Origin of the sequence: Acidovorax delafieldii, from assembly GCF_007993815.1 — a bacterium.
Lineage (GTDB): Bacteria > Pseudomonadota > Gammaproteobacteria > Burkholderiales > Burkholderiaceae_C > Acidovorax > Acidovorax delafieldii.
On the sequence record NZ_VJWE01000011.1, the window covers coordinates 108,696 to 124,701 of the forward strand.

General features: G+C 65.2%; 20 protein-coding genes. 2 read left to right on the forward strand and 18 right to left on the reverse strand.

What is annotated here, in order from left to right:
- Window positions 1-51: 51 nt before the first annotated feature.
- The 5 genes from hisB to ATF69_RS03270 are packed head-to-tail and all read right to left on the reverse strand — an operon-like array spanning window position 52 to window position 4,011.
- Window positions 52-690: an imidazoleglycerol-phosphate dehydratase HisB gene (hisB, locus tag ATF69_RS03250; protein WP_146869872.1), complete on the reverse strand. Its 639-nt coding sequence runs from the start codon at window positions 688-690 to the stop codon at window positions 52-54.
- Entirely contained in the window at window positions 687-1,808 is a 1,122-nt protein-coding gene (gene hisC, locus ATF69_RS03255) for a histidinol-phosphate transaminase (RefSeq protein WP_146869873.1), read from the reverse strand. The genes hisB and hisC overlap by 4 nt, the downstream gene beginning before the upstream one ends.
- Window positions 1,805-2,257, reverse strand: a complete 453-nt coding sequence (locus ATF69_RS03260) for a PIN domain-containing protein (protein WP_056060234.1) — start codon at window positions 2,255-2,257, stop codon at window positions 1,805-1,807. The genes hisC and ATF69_RS03260 overlap by 4 nt, the downstream gene beginning before the upstream one ends.
- A 14-nt stretch (window positions 2,258-2,271) precedes the next feature.
- Window positions 2,272-2,496 carry a CopG family transcriptional regulator gene (locus tag ATF69_RS03265; protein ID WP_069103652.1) on the reverse strand — a complete coding sequence of 75 codons (225 nt, stop codon included), beginning with the start codon at window positions 2,494-2,496 and terminating at the stop codon, window positions 2,272-2,274.
- Between the two features lie 60 nt (window positions 2,497-2,556).
- The gene (locus ATF69_RS03270) at window positions 2,557-4,011 is read right to left on the reverse strand and encodes an aminotransferase-like domain-containing protein (RefSeq protein WP_146869874.1); all 1,455 of its coding nucleotides are present in this window, start codon (window positions 4,009-4,011) and stop codon (window positions 2,557-2,559) included.
- A gap of 151 nt (window positions 4,012-4,162) precedes the next feature.
- On the opposite strand from ATF69_RS03270, the gene ATF69_RS03275 reads away from it, so the two are divergent.
- Window positions 4,163-4,594 carry a DUF2917 domain-containing protein gene (locus tag ATF69_RS03275; RefSeq protein WP_099732211.1) on the forward strand — a complete coding sequence of 144 codons (432 nt, stop codon included), beginning with the start codon at window positions 4,163-4,165 and terminating at the stop codon, window positions 4,592-4,594.
- Here the strand turns inward: ATF69_RS03275 and hisD are convergent.
- The 8 genes from hisD to ATF69_RS03315 all read right to left on the reverse strand — a co-directional run bounded on the left by hisD (window position 4,581) and on the right by ATF69_RS03315 (window position 11,120).
- Window positions 4,581-5,963, reverse strand: coding sequence for a histidinol dehydrogenase (gene hisD, locus ATF69_RS03280; RefSeq protein WP_146869875.1), 1,383 nt, complete (start codon window positions 5,961-5,963; stop codon window positions 4,581-4,583). The genes ATF69_RS03275 and hisD overlap by 14 nt on opposite strands.
- A gap of 22 nt (window positions 5,964-5,985) precedes the next feature.
- Window positions 5,986-6,633 carry an ATP phosphoribosyltransferase gene (gene hisG / locus ATF69_RS03285; RefSeq protein WP_056641761.1) on the reverse strand — a complete coding sequence of 216 codons (648 nt, stop codon included), beginning with the start codon at window positions 6,631-6,633 and terminating at the stop codon, window positions 5,986-5,988.
- Window positions 6,634-6,644: 11 nt separating this feature from the next.
- A complete protein-coding gene (gene murA, locus ATF69_RS03290) occupies window positions 6,645-7,919 on the reverse strand; it encodes a UDP-N-acetylglucosamine 1-carboxyvinyltransferase (protein WP_110959736.1) in 1,275 nt (424 codons plus the stop codon).
- 96 nt (window positions 7,920-8,015) lie between these two features.
- Window positions 8,016-8,258: a BolA family protein gene (locus ATF69_RS03295; protein WP_146869876.1), complete on the reverse strand. Its 243-nt coding sequence runs from the start codon at window positions 8,256-8,258 to the stop codon at window positions 8,016-8,018.
- Between the two features lie 104 nt (window positions 8,259-8,362).
- Complete coding sequence (locus tag ATF69_RS03300; protein ID WP_056060224.1) at window positions 8,363-9,118, reverse strand: ABC transporter permease; 756 nt, start codon at window positions 9,116-9,118, stop codon at window positions 8,363-8,365.
- Window positions 9,115-10,053 (reverse strand): ABC transporter ATP-binding protein, encoded by a 939-nt coding sequence (locus ATF69_RS03305; RefSeq protein ID WP_146869877.1) that lies wholly within the window; start codon window positions 10,051-10,053, stop codon window positions 9,115-9,117. Before ATF69_RS03305 ends, ATF69_RS03300 begins: the two co-directional genes overlap by 4 nt.
- Window positions 10,054-10,186: 133 nt before the next feature.
- The gene (locus ATF69_RS03310) at window positions 10,187-10,459 is read right to left on the reverse strand and encodes an STAS domain-containing protein (RefSeq protein WP_056747252.1); all 273 of its coding nucleotides are present in this window, start codon (window positions 10,457-10,459) and stop codon (window positions 10,187-10,189) included.
- 13 nt (window positions 10,460-10,472) lie between these two features.
- Window positions 10,473-11,120 (reverse strand): MlaC/ttg2D family ABC transporter substrate-binding protein, encoded by a 648-nt coding sequence (locus ATF69_RS03315; RefSeq protein WP_056062022.1) that lies wholly within the window; start codon window positions 11,118-11,120, stop codon window positions 10,473-10,475.
- Between the two features lie 27 nt (window positions 11,121-11,147).
- Here ATF69_RS03315 and ATF69_RS23470 point away from each other — a divergent pair, with 27 nt between their 5' ends.
- The gene (locus ATF69_RS23470; RefSeq protein ID WP_425291758.1) at window positions 11,148-11,378 is read left to right on the forward strand and encodes a twin-arginine translocation signal domain-containing protein; all 231 of its coding nucleotides are present in this window, start codon (window positions 11,148-11,150) and stop codon (window positions 11,376-11,378) included.
- Here ATF69_RS23470 and ATF69_RS03320 read toward each other — a convergent pair.
- From ATF69_RS03320 to ATF69_RS03340, 5 genes are all read right to left on the reverse strand, one after another.
- On the reverse strand, window positions 11,277-12,023 hold the full coding sequence (locus tag ATF69_RS03320) for an MlaA family lipoprotein (RefSeq protein WP_056060218.1): 747 nt from the start codon (window positions 12,021-12,023) through the stop codon (window positions 11,277-11,279). The two genes, ATF69_RS23470 and ATF69_RS03320, sit on opposite strands and share 102 nt — an antisense overlap.
- Window positions 12,024-12,073: 50 nt before the next feature.
- Window positions 12,074-12,562, reverse strand: coding sequence for an outer membrane lipid asymmetry maintenance protein MlaD (gene mlaD, locus ATF69_RS03325; protein ID WP_056060215.1), 489 nt, complete (start codon window positions 12,560-12,562; stop codon window positions 12,074-12,076).
- A 35-nt stretch (window positions 12,563-12,597) separates the two neighbouring features.
- Window positions 12,598-13,380: a lipid asymmetry maintenance ABC transporter permease subunit MlaE gene (mlaE, locus tag ATF69_RS03330; RefSeq protein ID WP_146869878.1), complete on the reverse strand. Its 783-nt coding sequence runs from the start codon at window positions 13,378-13,380 to the stop codon at window positions 12,598-12,600.
- On the reverse strand, window positions 13,377-14,195 hold the full coding sequence (locus tag ATF69_RS03335) for an ABC transporter ATP-binding protein (RefSeq protein WP_146869879.1): 819 nt from the start codon (window positions 14,193-14,195) through the stop codon (window positions 13,377-13,379). Before ATF69_RS03335 ends, mlaE begins: the two co-directional genes overlap by 4 nt.
- 299 nt (window positions 14,196-14,494) lie before the next feature.
- Window positions 14,495-15,973 carry a glutamate synthase subunit beta gene (locus ATF69_RS03340; RefSeq protein WP_056060207.1) on the reverse strand — a complete coding sequence of 493 codons (1,479 nt, stop codon included), beginning with the start codon at window positions 15,971-15,973 and terminating at the stop codon, window positions 14,495-14,497.
- Window positions 15,974-16,006 lie beyond the last annotated feature (33 nt).

Consider the following 16,006-nt stretch of genomic DNA (forward strand, 5'->3'; position numbering starts at 1 on the left):
AGCTGCTAGCGCATACAAATCAAGCGCTTGCGCCTGATTTGACTGAAAAATTCACAGAGAACCCTTGGTGGAGGGGATGACACCGACCGAGCGCGGATCACGCTCCAGCGCCGCACGCAGCGTGCGTCCGAACGCCTTGAAAATGGTTTCGCACTGGTGGTGTGCGTTGACGCCCTTGAGGTTGTCGATGTGCAGCGTCACGCCCGCGTGGTTCACAAAGCCCTGGAAGAACTCGAACACCAGCTGCGTGTCGAGCTGGCCGATGCTCCCGGCCGTGAACTTCACGTCCATGTGCAGCCCGGGGCGGCCCGAAAAATCGACCACCACGCGCGACAGCGCTTCGTCCAGCGGCACGTAGGCGTGGCCGTAGCGGCGGATGCCTTTCTTGTCGCCCACGGCGCGTGCAAAGGCCTGGCCCAGGGTGATGCCCACGTCTTCCACCGTGTGGTGGCCGTCGATGTGCAGGTCGCCTTCGCAGTCGATGTCGAGGTCAATCAGCCCGTGGCGGGCGATCTGGTCGAGCATGTGGTCAAAGAAGCCGATGCCGGTGTGCAGCTTGGCCTGGCCGGTGCCGTCGAGGTTGATGCGCACACTGATGCGCGTCTCGGCGGTGTTGCGGCTGACCTCGGCAATGCGGTCGGCCATCGGGTCGGCCGATGGGGCGGAAGGTACGAGTGCGGAGGAAGTCATAGGGAGGCTTGGAGTGCGGCCAGCATCTGCGCGTTGTCTTCGGCATTGCCTACCGTCAGGCGCAGGCAGTTGGCCAGCAATGGGTGCATTGTAGAAACGTTCTTGACGAGCACCTTGCGGTTTTTCATGCCCTCGTAGGCCTTGGCGGAATCCGCCACACGGATCAGCACCATGTTGGCCTCGCTGTCCCAGCACTTTTCGACTCCCGGCATCTGGCGCAACGCGGCGATGAGCGTGGCGCGTTCGACACGGATCTCGGCGGCCTGGGCGGCAAAAACCTCGGCATGTTCCAGCGCAAACAGGGCGGCTTCGCAGTTGAGCACGCTCACGTTGTAGGGCGGGCGCACCTTGTCGATCTCGCTCACGAACGCCGAGGGCCCGATGAGGTAGCCCAGGCGCACGCCCGCGAGGCCAAACTTGCTGAGCGTGCGCATGAGCAGCACGTGCGCATTGCGCGCAGGCTCGGCACGCATGCGGTCGATCCAGGTGCGGCTGGCAAAGGGCTGGTAGGCCTCGTCCATGACCACGATGCCGCCCTGCGCACCTGCGGCATCGATGATGCGCTGCACCGCGCCCTCGTCCCACAGCGTGGCCGTGGGGTTGTTGGGGTAGGCGATGTAGGTGATGGCCGGGCGGTGCTGTTCGATGGCAGCCAGCATGGCGGGCTCGTCCAGCTCGAAGTCGGGCGTGAGCGGCACGCCGACAAAGTCCAGGCCCTGCAGCTGCGCCGACAGCGGGTACATCACAAAACCGGGCATGGGTGCCAGCATGGTGGCGCGCTGTCCCGTGCCCGGCTGTGCGCAGGCCAGGGCCAGCAGGGTGATGAGTTCGTCCGACCCGTTGCCCAACACGATGCCATAGCCCTCGGGCATGCCCGCGTACTGCGCCAGGGCCGCCTTCAGGTCGGCAATGCGGTCGCCGGGGTAGCGGTTGAGTGCCACCGAACCCAGGCGCTGGCCCAGCGCGGCCTGCAAATGCGCGGGCAGGCGGAAGGGGTTCTCCATCGCGTCCATCTTGAGCATGCCGGTGGAGGGCTGCACGACATAGGAATGCATCGCGCGCACGTCAGGGCGGATGCGGGCCAGGGCCTGGAGGGGGGACGACGCGGGAGTAGTCATTCGGTGGTGTCCAGTTCGTTGGGGGTGACAAGGAAAGGGTTGATGGGGCGCACGGCGTCCATCGGCTGATCGTGCGGCAGTGCCTCGGTCAGCAGGTAGCGGCAGCCTTGCTGGTGGGCGGACGAGAGGATGAGTGCATCCCAGTAGCCCAGGCGGTAGCGGTCCTGCAGGTCCCAGGCGCCGTCCACGGTGTAGGAGTCCAGGTGCGGCGGCAGCCACACGCGCAGGCGGCGCACCTGGGCGCGCACCTGCTGCAGCACGTGGGGGCCATCAAAACGCTGGATGGCCTGGTTGTACAGCTCGTTGAGCACCTGCGAGCTGATGCGGCCGCTGCGCGTCTGCCAGCAAAAGCTGATCCATTCGCGCGCCCGCGCCTGGCGCTCGGCATCGCGGTCGTCCACGCTGGCGAGCAGGATTTCGGTATCGACAAAGATAGGGACGGTGGCCATGCGTTTTGCCCCGTTCAGCGCAGAAACAGGGTCTCGCGCGGCACATAGGGCCCGCTCGAAGCACCCCAGCTTTCAAAACTCAGCGCCTCGCGCATGGCCTGGGCATAGGCGTCTTCCTGGCGCATCTTTTCGGCCAGCCATTCACCGAGCAGGCGGGACACGCTGCTGCCGCGCTTGGCGGCTTCCACGCGCACCCATTCGGCAACGGTGTCGTCCATGGTAACGGTGATGTTTTTCATGGGTTAAATATTACACGAACTTCGTGCTCCACGAATTTCGTGTTGATTAAAACACCACATTCAAGCCGCCTTGCGCTGTGCCCCGCTTTGCAGCATCTGGCACGCCATGTCACCCACGGTGCGCAGCGCCTCCAGGTGGGCGGGCGTCCAGTCGCCTCCCACGCCGATGCGCAGGCAGTTGCGGAACCGTCCGCTGGCGCTGAACACCGTGCCGGGTGCGATCAGGATCTGCCGGGCCAGGCAGGCCTCGTGCAGTTGCACCGAATCGAGCGCGCGCGGCAGCTCCAGCCAAAGCAGCAGGCCGCCGGGCGGGTCACTCACGCGGGTACCCTGCGGGAAGTGCGCGGCAATCACATGGCGCACCTCGTCCATGCGCGCCGCCACGGCCGCGCGCAGCTGGCGCATGGCGGCGGCGTGGCCCGCCTGGGTGATGAGATCGGCCAGGGCCAGTTCCAGCACGGCGGACTGGCCGCCCGCCTGCAGGTCCTTGATGGCGCGCAGCTTGTCGGCCCAGCGGCCGGCCTCCAGCCAGCCCAGGCGCAGGCCCGGCGCCAGCGTCTTGGAGAACGAGTCGCACAGCATCACATGGCCGGTGGTGTCGTAGGACTTGACGGTGCGGCGCATCTCGTCCACCTCGACCAGGTCGTTGTAGATCGCGTCCTCGATCACCGCCATGTCGTACCGCGCCGCCATCTGCACCAAGCGCTTGCGCTCGGCCTGGGGCATGCAGCTGCCCAGCGGGTTGCTGAGCGTGGGCACCACCATCACCGCCTTGACGGGCTGGGTGTCCAACGCCAGTTGCAGCGCATCCAGCGAGAGGCCGTTGCGCGGGTGGGTGGGAATCTCCAGCGCCTTGAGGTGCAGGCCCTGCAGCACCTCCAGAAACGAAAAATGCGTGGGCGACTCCAGAGCCACCACGTCGCCCGGCTGCGTCACCGCGCGCAGGCACAGCGCAATGCTGTCCATGCAGCCTCCGGTGATCACGATGTTCTCGGGGTCCAGGCTGCAGCCCAGGCTGACGGCATAGCGCGCCAGGGCGCGGCGCGCGTCCTCATGGCCCGACGAACCGGGGTAGGTGCACAGCAGGTTGCGGTGGCGCTGCGCGGCTCGCACCACGGCGCGGCGCACGCGGTCAGGGTTGAACAGCTCGGGGCCAGGCGTGCCGCTGCTGTACGAAATGATGTCCACCGGCTGGTTGCGCCCCAGGATGCGCTGGCCCAGCCAATCCACCGACACCTCGCGGGGGCGGCGCATCGGGCGCGGCGTGCTGGGCTCGGGCAGGCTCACCGGCCGCGCCGCCACAAAAAAGCCGGAGCGCGGGCGCGCGGTGATCAGGCGCGCATCTTCGAGCCAGTGGTAGGCCTGCACCACCGTGGTCTGCGCCACGCCGTGCTGGCGCGCCAGCTCACGCACCGAGGGCAGCTTTTCGCCGCGCGCCAGGGTGCCGTTGCGGATCAGCTGCGCAAGCTGTTCGGCGATTTGAAGGTACAGCGGGGGTGCGTCATCGGTGGCCATGCTGCATTCTGTACTGGCATCTTGGCCGGCAGACAGTACAGAGACTGCCCAGTGCGTACAGTACAGATGGGCCGGTTCGCTGTTCTGTACTGGGCCAGATCGCACGCGCCTGTGGCTGGTGGCCCACGGCAGCTGGCCGCACAGTGAAGGCATGAACACGCTGCACACCCCCACCCCACCGTCGCCCACGCTGCCCACCCAGCCTGCGGTGCCCCTCACCCTGCAATGGAAGCGCCAGCCCCTGCCGCCGCTGCAGGCCGTCCAGGTGCTGGACTTCCGCGCGGGCGAGATCGCCCTGCTCGAAGTCGAACAGGGCCGCGTCTGGGTGACCTGTGATGGTCTGCTGGAGGATTATTTTCTGGAGGCTGGACAGCGCCTGTCGTTCGCCGGACCGGTGCGGCTGCGCGTCAGCGCCGAAGGCCACCGGCCAGCACGGCTCAACTGGGCGCAGCACCGGGCAGTGGAAGGCGCCGCGTATCCGCCAGCGCCCTCTACAACCGCAGCGCCGGCCGCACCCCCTCAGCCCAGGACAGCAGCCCCCACGCAGGGCGCCCTGCCCCGGGGTGCCATCAGCGCGGCTTGACGGGCGTGGTAAGCCGCATCTCTGCGGCTTGTGCGTGGGCCTGCAGGCCCTCGCCATAGGCCAGCTCGGCGGCAATGGTACCCAGCACCTGGGCACCGGCCTCGCTCACCTCGATGAGGCTGCTGCGTTTCTGGAAGTCGTACACGCCCAGCGGCGACGAGAAGCGCGCCGTGCCGCTGGTGGGCAGCACGTGGTTGGGGCCTGCGCAGTAGTCGCCCAGGCTTTCGGAGGTGTAGGCCCCCAGGAAGATCGCGCCCGCGTGGCGCAGCAGCGGCTCCCAGCGGTGTGGGTCGGTGCTGCTCACTTCCAGGTGTTCCGGTGCGATGCGGTTGCTGATCGCGCAGGCTTCTTCCATGTCCCTGGTGAGGATCAGCGCGCCGCGGCCGGTGAGGCTCTTGGCGATAATCTCGGCGCGCGGCATGGTAGGCAGCAGGCGGTCGATCTCGCGCTGCACGGCGTCGAGGTAGGCGGCGTCGGGGCACAGCAGGATGCTCTGCGCCAGCTCGTCATGCTCGGCCTGGCTGAAGAGATCCATCGCCACCCAGTCGGGCGGCGTGGTGCCATCGGCCAGCACCAGGATTTCGCTCGGGCCCGCGATCATGTCGATGCCCACGGTGCCGAACACCCGCTTCTTGGCGCTGGCCACGTAGGCGTTGCCGGGGCCGGTGATCTTGTCCACCTTGGGCACGGTCTCCGTTCCATACGCCAGCGCAGCCACGGCCTGGGCGCCGCCGATGGTGAAGGCACGGGTCACACCGGCCACGTAGGCGGCTGCCAGCACCAGCTCGTTGCGCTCGCCCTTCGTCGAGGTGCCCTCGCCCGTTCCGCCGGTTGCCACGCTGCCGCGCACGGGCGTGGGCACAACCATGATGATTTCCTGCACACCCGCCACATGGGCCGGGATGGCGTTCATCAGCAGGCTCGACGGGTAGGCGGCCTTGCCGCCGGGCACGTAGATGCCCACACGGTCCAGCGGCGTGACCTTCTGGCCCAGCAGCGTGCCGTCTTCGTCGCGGTAGCTCCAGCTCTCGCCCGAGGCCTTCTTCTGCGCTTCGTGGTAGCTGCGCACGCGCTTCGCTGCAGCCTGCAGGGCGTCGCGCTGAGCCTGTGGAATGGCGTCGAACGCGGCCTTGAAGTCGGCCTGGGTCAGCTCCAGCGCGGCCATGTTGGGGGCGCTGAGGCCGTCGAAGCGGGCGGTGTACTCCAGCACCGCCGCGTCGCCGCGCTTTTGCACGTCGGCCAGGATGTCGGCCACGCGCTGCTCAATGGCCGCGTCGGTGTCGGCAGACCAATGCAGGCGGGCTGCAAAATCAGCCTCAAAAGTGGCCGCAGAGGTGGACAGACGGGCGGGAGCAGCTACCAAAGTCATAGTGTCAGTCGTTGGGTGGAGGTCAGTTCTTTTCGGCCGGTATGGCCGAGGCAAACGCATCGATGATGCGACGCAGTGGCGCCTGCTTGAGCTTGAGCGCGGCCTGGTTCACGACCAGGTAGGAGCTGATGTCCATGATGCGCTCCACTTCGATGAGGTTGTTGGCCTTGAGGGTGTTGCCGGTGGAGACCAGGTCCACGATCGCATCGGCCAGGCCCGTGAGCGGCGCCAGTTCCATGCTGCCGTAGAGCTTGACCATGTCCACGTGCACGCCCTTGCTGGCAAAAAAGTCGCGCGCAATGCCGGTGTACTTGGTGGCGACCTTGAGGCGCGAGCCCTGCTTGACGGCCTGGGCGTAGTCGAAGTCATTGCGCACGGCCACGCTCACGCGGCACTTGGCAATGCGCAGGTCCAGCGGCTGGTACAGGCCCTGGCCGCCGTGCTCGATGAGCGTGTCCTTGCCAGTCACGCCGATGTCGGCGCCGCCGTATTCCACATAGGTGGGAACGTCGGTGGCGCGCACCAGCACCACGCGCACATTGGGCTGGTTGGTGGGGAGGATGAGCTTGCGCGATTTTTCGGGGTCTTCGAGCACCTCGATGCCTGCAGCGGCCAGCAGCGGCAGGGTTTCGTCAAAGATGCGGCCCTTGGAAAGCGCCAGGGTGATCATGTTGCTGCTGCTCATGCTTTTACTCGTTCGATGTCGGCGCCAATGCCGCGCAGTTTGGCTTCCATGCAGTCGTAGCCGCGGTCCAGGTGGTAGATGCGGTCCACCACGGTTTCGCCGTCGGCCACCAGGCCGGCAATGACTAGGCTGGCCGATGCACGCAGGTCGGTGGCCATCACGGTGGCGCCGGACAGGCGGGGCACTCCTTCGATGACCGCCACCTTGCCATCCACCTGGATTTTGGCGCCCAGGCGAACCAGCTCGTTGACGTGCATGAAACGGTTTTCAAAAATCGTCTCGGTCACCGTGGCCGTGCCCTGGGCGATGCAGTTCAGCGCCATGAATTGGGCCTGCATGTCGGTGGGAAAACCGGGGTACTCCGTGGTGCGAAAGCCCTGGGCCTTGAGCGTGGCGCCGCCGGCGCTTTGCACACGGATGCCGCCCTCGACCGCCTGCACGGTAGCACCGGCCTCGCGCAGCTTTTCGATCACGGCGTCGAGGTGGTCGGCGCGGCCATGGCGCAGCACCACATCACCGCCCGTGGCGGCCACAGCGCACAGGAAGGTGCCGGCCTCGATGCGGTCGGCCACCACGCGGTGGGTGCAGCCGTGCAGTTGGTCCACGCCCTGGATGCGGATGCGGCTGGTGCCGTGGCCTTCGATCTTCGCGCCCATGGCGATCAGCATCTCGGCCAGGTCCGAAATCTCGGGCTCTTGCGCGGCGTTTTCCAGCACCGTCTCGCCCTCGGCCAGCGCGGCGGCCATGAGGAAGTTCTCGGTGCCCGTCACCGTGACCATGTCGGTGGTGATGCGTGCGCCCTTCAGGCGCTTCCAGCCGGCGGGCAGCTTGGCGATCATGTAGCCGTGTTCGACCACGATCTCGGCGCCCATGGCGGCCAGGCCCTTGATGTGCTGGTCCACCGGGCGCGAACCGATGGCGCATCCGCCGGGCAGCGACACCGTGGCCTCGCCAAAGCGAGCCAGCAGCGGGCCCAGGGCCAGCACAGAGGCGCGCATGGTCTTGACCAGTTCGTACGGGGCTTCGGGCGTGCTCAGCGCGCTGGCGTTGATATGCACGGTGCCGTCGTCGGCCCGCTCTGCGGCCACGCCCATGTTGCGAATGAGCTTGAGCATGGTGCTCACGTCCTGCAGCTGGGGCACGTTGAGCAAGGTCACAGGCTCGGCCGTGAGCAGGGCGGCACACAACTCCGGCAAGGCGGCGTTCTTGGCGCCGGAGACCAGCACCTCGCCTTGCAAGCTGCGTCCGCCGCGAATCAGGAGTTTGTCCATCTCAAATCACCAAAATAGGGGTCAAAAGTGCCACTTGCGCCAGTGGAGTATGCGCCAGCAGCTATCAAAAAGTGAGTGCCAGTGGGTGTGGAGGCGCTATGGCGCCTGGGCGGCCCATTCGGCCGGGGTGAAGGTTTTCATCGACAGCGCATGCACTTCATCGGTGTGCATTTTCGCGCCCAGCGTGGCGTACACCCGCTGGTGGCGCTGGATGGCGCGCTTGCCCTCGAACTCGGCCGAGACGATGGTGGCGTACCAGTGGCGTCCATCGCCTTCGAGCGTAATGTGTTCGCAGGCCAGGCCAGCGGTGATGATGTCTTTGAGTTGGTCAGCGGTCATGGTGGGGCGCTCTGGATCAATGAGGACTGACGCAAATCGCGATGCAACAACCGCCTCGCACTGGAGGGGAGCGCTTGCCTGAACCTTGTTTTGCGTAAGTCATGTCAGTTACGGATTTTGTAGCCCGTGCGCAGCAGGTGCACGGCCAGCGCGCTCACGGCCAGCCAGGCGATGCCCACGATGCCCAGGCTGAGCCAGGGCGAGGTGTCGCTCTGGCCGAAGAAGCCGTAGCGGAAGCCGTCGATCATGTAGAAAAACGGGTTGAGGTGGCTCACGGCCTGCCAGAACGGCGGCAGCGACTGGATCGAATAGAACACGCCCGACAGGAAGGTCATGGGCACGATGATGAAGTTCTGGAACGCGGCCATCTGGTCGAATTTGTCGGCCCAGAGCCCCGCAATCAGCCCCAGCGTGGCCAGCAATGCCGCGCCCAGCAAGGCGAAGGCCAGAATCCACAGCGGCGCAGCAAATTCGGGCCGCGCAAACGCTAGCGTGACGATGAACACACCCAGGCCCACCACCAGCCCGCGCACGATGGACGAACCCACGTAGGCGCAGAACCAAGCCCAGTGCGACAGCGGCGTGAGCAACACAAACACCAGGCTGCCCATGATCTTGCTCTGAATGATGCTGGACGAGCTGTTGGCAAAGGCGTTCTGCAGCACGCTCATCATCACGAGGCCCGGCACAAGGAAGGCCGTGTAGCTGATACGGTCGTAGACCTTCACATGGTCTTCGAGCACATGGCCGAAGATCAACAGGTACAGCACGGCCGTGAGCACGGGAGCCGCGACGGTCTGGAAGCTGACCTTCCAGAAGCGCAGCACCTCTTTGTAGAACAGGGTCTGCCAGCCGGTCATAGCGCAACGCCCTCCAGTGGGATGTTGGAAGCCGACGTGCCGGACATCACCTGCAGGAACACATCCTCCAGATCGGGTCGGCGAATCTCCATGTCCTGCACCTCGACCCCGGCCACGCGCAACGCAGCCAGGTGGTTTTCGATCTCTGCCGCGTCGTGCGCGGGTAATTGCACAATGCGACCGGTGACCCGCGCCACGGCGGCCAGTGCGGGCGGCAGGGCCGTGTCGGTCTTGAACTGCAGCACGCTGCCCGAGGCGGCCTTGAGCAACTCGCTGGTGCGGTTGAGCGCCACCACCTGCCCCGCCTTGAGCATGGCGATGCGTCCGCACAGGGCCTCGGCTTCTTCGAGGTAGTGGGTGGTGAGCAGCACGGTGTGCCCCTCTTTGTTCAGGCGGGCGATGAAGTGCCACAGCGTCTGGCGCAGTTCTACATCGACACCGGCCGTGGGTTCATCCAGAACGATGATGGGCGGCTTGTGCACCAGCGCCTGTGCGACCAGTACGCGGCGCTTCATGCCGCCCGACAGCTGGCGCATGTTGGCATTGGCCTTGTCGGCCAGGCCCAGGTTTTCGAGCAGCTCGTCGATCCAGGCATCGTTGTTCTTCACGCCGAAGTAGCCGGACTGGATGCGCAGCGCCTCGCGCACGTTGAAAAAGGGGTCGAACACCAGCTCTTGCGGCACGATGCCCAGCTTGCGGCGGGCATCGGCGTACTGGGCCTGCACATCGCTGCCCTGCACCAGCACTCGGCCGCTGGTGGCACGCGCCAGGCCTGCGAGGATGCTGATCAGGGTGGTCTTGCCGGCACCATTGGGCCCCAGGAGCCCGAAGAACTCGCCCTCCTCAATGTCCAGATTGACCTGGTTCAGTGCCTGAAAAGGGCCTTTGGGCGTGGCAAAGGTCTTGGAGATGGCTTGGAAGGAGACTGCGAGCATGAAGCCTTCGATTTTAAGGCCTCAGCCCTCGGCGGGCGGGGCGGCCGCTTCAATGGCCCCTGGCGGGCGCTGTGGGCCCTCAGCTTCATGGCTTGGGGGCAGAGCCACCCGGGACCATGAAAGCTATTTCATATCAAGGTGCGGCGACCAGCAGCGCATCCACCCCATACAACCCTGCCATGCCCGCCAGACCAGCGGGCATGCCTTGCACGGCAAACTGCTTGCCTTCGGACAGGGCTTCACGCCGGCATTCGAGCAGCACGGCGAGGGCCGATGTGTCGAACACCGTCAGCCCATGGGCATCTACCACCACCGCGCTGTCGCGGTGCACCCGCAACCCCTGCTTGAGCATGTGCAGGCAGGCAGTAGCCTGGCGGTGGGTGAGTTCGGGGGGCAGCACCAGCATGGCGAGGGGGCTGTCAGCCCTTGGCAGTGCCCGCATTGGTCTTGTTGCGGGCGGCCAGTGTCTCGATCAGGCCGTCGATGCCCTTGGCATTGATCTCCTGCGCGAACTGGCCTCGGTAGGTTTCCACCAGCCAGACGCCCAGCACATTCAGGTTGTAGATCTTCCAGCCTGCGCCATCACCAGGAGTCTTTTCGAGGCGGTAGTCGAGCTGGATGGGGTCGCCCCGGCCCACGATTTCGGTGCGCACCAGCACGTCCTTGTCTTCGGCGGCTGCGCGCAGGGGCTTGACCTGGATGCTCTGGTCATTGACCTGGGCCAGCGCGCCGGCATAGGTGCGCACCAGCAGGATCTTGAACTCGTCCTGCAGGCGTTTTTGCTGCTCGGGCGTGGCCTGGCGCCAGCCGGGGCCGACGGCTGCGGCCGTCATGCGGCGGAAGTTGACGTTGGGCATCACCGTTTTATCGACCAGGGCGATCACCTTGCTCAGGTCCCCGGCCTGGATGGCCTTGTCGGACTTCACCGTGTTGAGCACATCGGCGGACAGCCGCTTGATCAGCGCGTCGGGCGCCTCGTCGGCTGCGAGGGCAGACAACGGCAGGCTCAGCACGGCACTGGCTGCAATGCAAAGGGCGGCACCGCCCAGGGAACGTCGGTTCATCATCTTCTCGGCTTTCATCGGTGCGGGCTTGTGCCCGTCAAATCATTGTGGAGGTGCGGGCCCACTGGCATGCGTCGCAGCGGTTGCGGATTGCAAGCGAGTGCAACAGGGCCAGACCCAGGGCGGCGAATCGGAACATGTGCCCCGCCCGGCATGCCATCAGCGCGCAGGAGGTTCCTCGGGCAGCACGCCATTGCTGGCGCCGCCGTCGTCCTTGCCGTCCGCATTCTGTACCTCACCTGCATGGCTGCGTACTTGTAGGTAGACATCACGCGTAAAGCTGTATTTGTCGAGCGCGGCGCTGTCGAGCACCGAGCTGGCGCGCAACAGGTTGGCCCGCGTGTCCACCACGCGCAGGGCATACAACGAGTTGCGGGCGGAGACCGGGTCCACGTAGCTCACCACGTTGCCCTTCATGTCCACCGGCAGCGCGAATGTGTCGCGCACGGTGGAAGGCCCCAGGATGGGCAGCACCAGATAGGGGCCAGTACCCACGCCCCAGCGCCCCAGGGTCAGGCCGAAGTCCTGCTTGTAGCGGTCGATGCCCAGCTCGCTGGCGATGTCCAGCAAACCGCCCAGGCCCATGAACGTGTTCACATTGACCCGCATGAAGCTGGACGCAGCGGCTTCACCGCGCAGCTGCAGCACGTTGTTCACAAACGACCAGACGTCGCCCAGGTTCCCGAAGAAATTGCTGACCCCCGTGCGTACCGGTGCGGGCGTGACCTCCTTGTAGGCCGTCGCCACGGGCTTGAGCACCATGGCATCGACCTGTTCATTGAAGTTGGTCATGCTGCGGTTGTAAGACTCCAGCGGGTCGCGGGGATCAGGGTTGGCCACCGTGGCGCACCCGGTGAGCAGCACAGCCCCCAGCAACAAGGCCAGGCTGGCTGCAAGGCGGGACATCGACAACCTGCCGTCATCAATGCGGGCACGGAGTGTATGGAGTGAATGCATCATTTTTTTCCACCTGTCCCTGCAGGTTTTGCGCCGTCTTCGGCTTTGCTGTAAAGAAATTGTCCGATAAGGTTCTCAAGCACCACCGCCGACTGGGTAGACGTGATCGTGTCTCCCGCCGCCAGATTTTTTTCGTCGGCACCCGCCTCAATTCCGATGTACTGCTCGCCGAGCAGGCCGCTGGTCAGGATCTTGAGGGAGCTGTCCTTGGGGAAGGCGTAGCGGTCTTCCATGGCCAGCGTGACCCGCGCCTGGAAGGTCTTGTCGTCAAAGGTGATGGACTCCACGCGCCCCACCACCACCCCAGCGCTGCGCACCGCCGCCTGGGGCTTGAGACCGCCGATGTTGTCAAACTTGGCGGTGACACGGTAGCCCGAATGGAATTGAAGGCTCAGCAGGTTGGCCGACTGCAGCGCCAGAAACACCAGTGCCACCGCGCCCAGCATCACGAAGAGCCCTACCCACAGATCGTTTTTGGAGCGTTGCATATGTTTGATTCCTAGAACTGCCAGCACCGCCAGCGTCAGATACTGAACATCAGTGCGGTGAGCACGAAGTCCAGTGCCAGCACCGCCAAAGACGCCATGACCACGGTGCGCGTGGTGGCGCGCGACACACCCTCAGGGGTGGGTTTGGCTGCATAGCCCTGCAGCAGCGCCACAAAAGTTACCGTGAAGCCAAAGACCACACTCTTGAGCACGCCGTTGCCCAGGTCTTTCCAGACATCCACCCCGCCCTGCATCTGGCTCCAGAACGCCCCGGGGTCAATGCCGATCATGAGCACCCCGACGATCCAGCCGCCGATGATGCCCACCGCACTGAACACCGCCGCCAGTAGGGGCATGGTGATCACCCCTGCCCAGAAGCGAGGCGCCAGGATGCGCTGCACCGGGTCCACCGCCATCATCTCCATGGCGCTGAGCTGCTCCCCCGCGCGCATGAGGCCAATTTCTGCTGTGAGCGACGTGCCTGCGCGGCCCGCAAACAGCAGCGCCGTGACCACGGGGCCCAGCTCGCGCACAAGACTCAGTGCCACCAGCAAGCCCAGGGCCTCTGACGAGCCATAGCGCTGCAGCGTGTAGTAGCCCTGCAAGCCCAGCACAAACCCCACGAACAGGCCCGACACGGCAATGATGGCCAGCGAATAGTTGCCCAGGAAATGCACCTGGTCGCGCACCAGCGAGGGCCGCGTCAAGGTCGCACCCAGGAGCCGCACCAGCCGCCCAAACAACCGCGCGCCCATGCCAATGTCAGCCAGCTTGTGGCGCACAGCAAAACCGACGTCGGAGGGCTTGTACCAACTCACAGCGCACGTCCTCCTGCAGGTCCGAAATCCTCGGCAACGGCCGGGCCGGGGTAATGGAACGGCACCGGGCCAGTCGGTAGAGCGTTGACAAACTGGTGCACCAGCGGGTCACGGCTGGCGAGGACCTCCTCAGGCGTGCCCTGCGCCGCCACAACGCCTTCGCCCAGGATGATCACATGGTCCGCCAAGCGGAAAGTCTCCTCCAGGTCATGCGACACCACGATGCTGGTGAGGCCCATGGCGTCGTTGAGCTGACGGATCAACTGCGCAGCCGTGCCCAACGAGATGGGGTCCAGGCCCGCAAAGGGTTCGTCGTACATGACCAGTTCTGGGTCCAGCACGATCGCTCGGGCCAGCGCCACGCGGCGCGCCATGCCACCCGATATCTGGCCGGGCATCAGGTCGCGTGCACCACGCAGGCCCACCGCATGCAGCTTCATCAGCACCACATCGCGGATCAGTTCCTCGGACAAATCGGTGTGCTCACGCAGCGGAAAGGCCACGTTCTCAAACACGCTCAGGTCGGTGAACAGCGCCCCGAACTGGAACAACATGCCCATGCGCCGGCGCGCAGCGTACAAGGCCTGCACGTCCATGCGCCCCACTTCCTGACCGTTGACCAACACCTGGCCACTCTGGGCCCTGTGCTGCCCCCCAAGCAGACGCAGCACCGTGGTCTTGCCCCCGCCCGATGCGCCCATCAGCGCCGTGACCTTGCCGCGCGGCACCGCCAGGGTCACGTCGCGCAGGATCACGCGGTCACCGTACGAAAACGTGACGTTGCGCAACTCGGCAAGAAATGTGGACTCGGCCATGCAAGAAATGGATGTCTGATCTGAGGCCTGCCAAAACGACATCCGCCCCCGGAAAATGGAGCGCAGATGGTAGCCGAAGACACAAACATACATTCATGTATGTTTGTAAAGAAAAAGCACAACCGCCAGCGATCCCGACCGAGCGAGACCGAGGCAAGCCCGGATTGACAGAACCCCTGATTGTGCCAACAAAGCGTCCAGAAGGCTGACGCCCGGCCATTGCCCCACCGTCAAAGGCCCCATCAACACAAACGGCGCCCGAAGGCGCCGTTGCTTGGAGGGTGCGAGAAACCGCAGGATCAGCGGGGCAGGTCCGAATATCCCATCAGGAACTCGTCCACCGCACGCGCGGCCTGGCGGCCTTCACGGATGGCCCAAACCACCAGTGACTGACCCCGGCGGATATCGCCCGCCGCAAACACCTTGGGCACGTTGGTGGCATAACCGCCATCAAAGTCCGTGGTGGCGCGGGCATTGCCTCGGGCATCCTTCTCGACACCGAAGGCCTCCAGCACCGGCGCGACCGGGCTCACAAAACCCATGGCCAGCAACACCAGATCGGCCTGGTAGTGTTTTTCGGTGCCAGGAATCTCGACCAGCTTGCCGTCCTTGAACTCGACCTGCACCGTAGTCAGGCTCTTGACCTTGCCCTTTTCGCCCGTGAACTCCTTGGTGGAGATCGCGAACTCACGCACGCAACCTTCTTCGTGGCTGGAGCTGGTGCGCAGCTTGAGCGGCCAGTAAGGCCACGTCAGGGGGCGGTTTTCCACTTCAGGGGGCTGGGGCATCACCTCGAACTGGGTGACGCTGGCTGCACCATGGCGATTGCTGGTACCCACGCAGTCGCTGCCGGTGTCGCCGCCGCCGATCACGATGACATGTTTGCCCGTCGCCATGATCTGGCCCTTGAGCTTGTCGCCCGCGTTGACCTTGTTCTGCTGGGGCAGGAATTCCATGGCGAAGTGAATACCGTCAAGTTCACGGCCTGGCACAGGCAGGTCGCGCGACTGCTCGGCGCCACCGGTGAGCAGCACGGCGTCAAACTCCTTGTTCAGCTGTTCGGGCGTGACGGTTTCCTTGGCCCAGTTGGTGACTTTGGAATCCTTGCCCAGGCCGTCCTTCGCGGCGCCCACGAATACGCCGGTGCGAATCACCACACCTTCGGCTTCGAGCTGCTTCACGCGGCGGTCGATGTGCGACTTCTCCATCTTGAAGTCGGGGATGCCGTAGCGCAGCAGGCCGCCCACACGGTCGTTTTTCTCGAACAGCGTGACGCTGTGGCCAGCGCGGGCCAGTTGCTGCGCAGCCGCCAGACCTGCGGGGCCGGAGCCCACCACAGCCACCTTCTTGCCCGTCTGGTGCTTGGCGGGGCGCGGCTGCACCCAGCCTTCGGCCCAGGCGCGGTCGATGATCGCGTGCTCAATGCTCTTGATGCCCACAGCATCGTCGTTCACGTTGAGCACACAGGCAGCCTCGCAAGGTGCGGGGCAGATGCGGCCGGTGAACTCAGGGAAGTTGTTGGTGCTGTGCAGCACCTCGATCGCGCTCTTCCAGTCCGCGTGGTACACGAGGTCGTTGAAGTCGGGAATGATGTTGTTCACCGGGCAGCCGTTGTTGCAGAACGGCGTGCCGCAGTCCATGCAGCGCGCGCCTTGCACCTTGGCCTGGCTCTCATCGAGCCCGACGACAAATTCCTTGTAATGCTTCAGGCGCTCGGGCACGGGCTTGTAGCCCTCTTCGATGCGCTCGTATTCCATGAAGCCGGTAGTTTTTCCCATGACGATGTCCTTGTCTATGAATGCTGTGCGAAG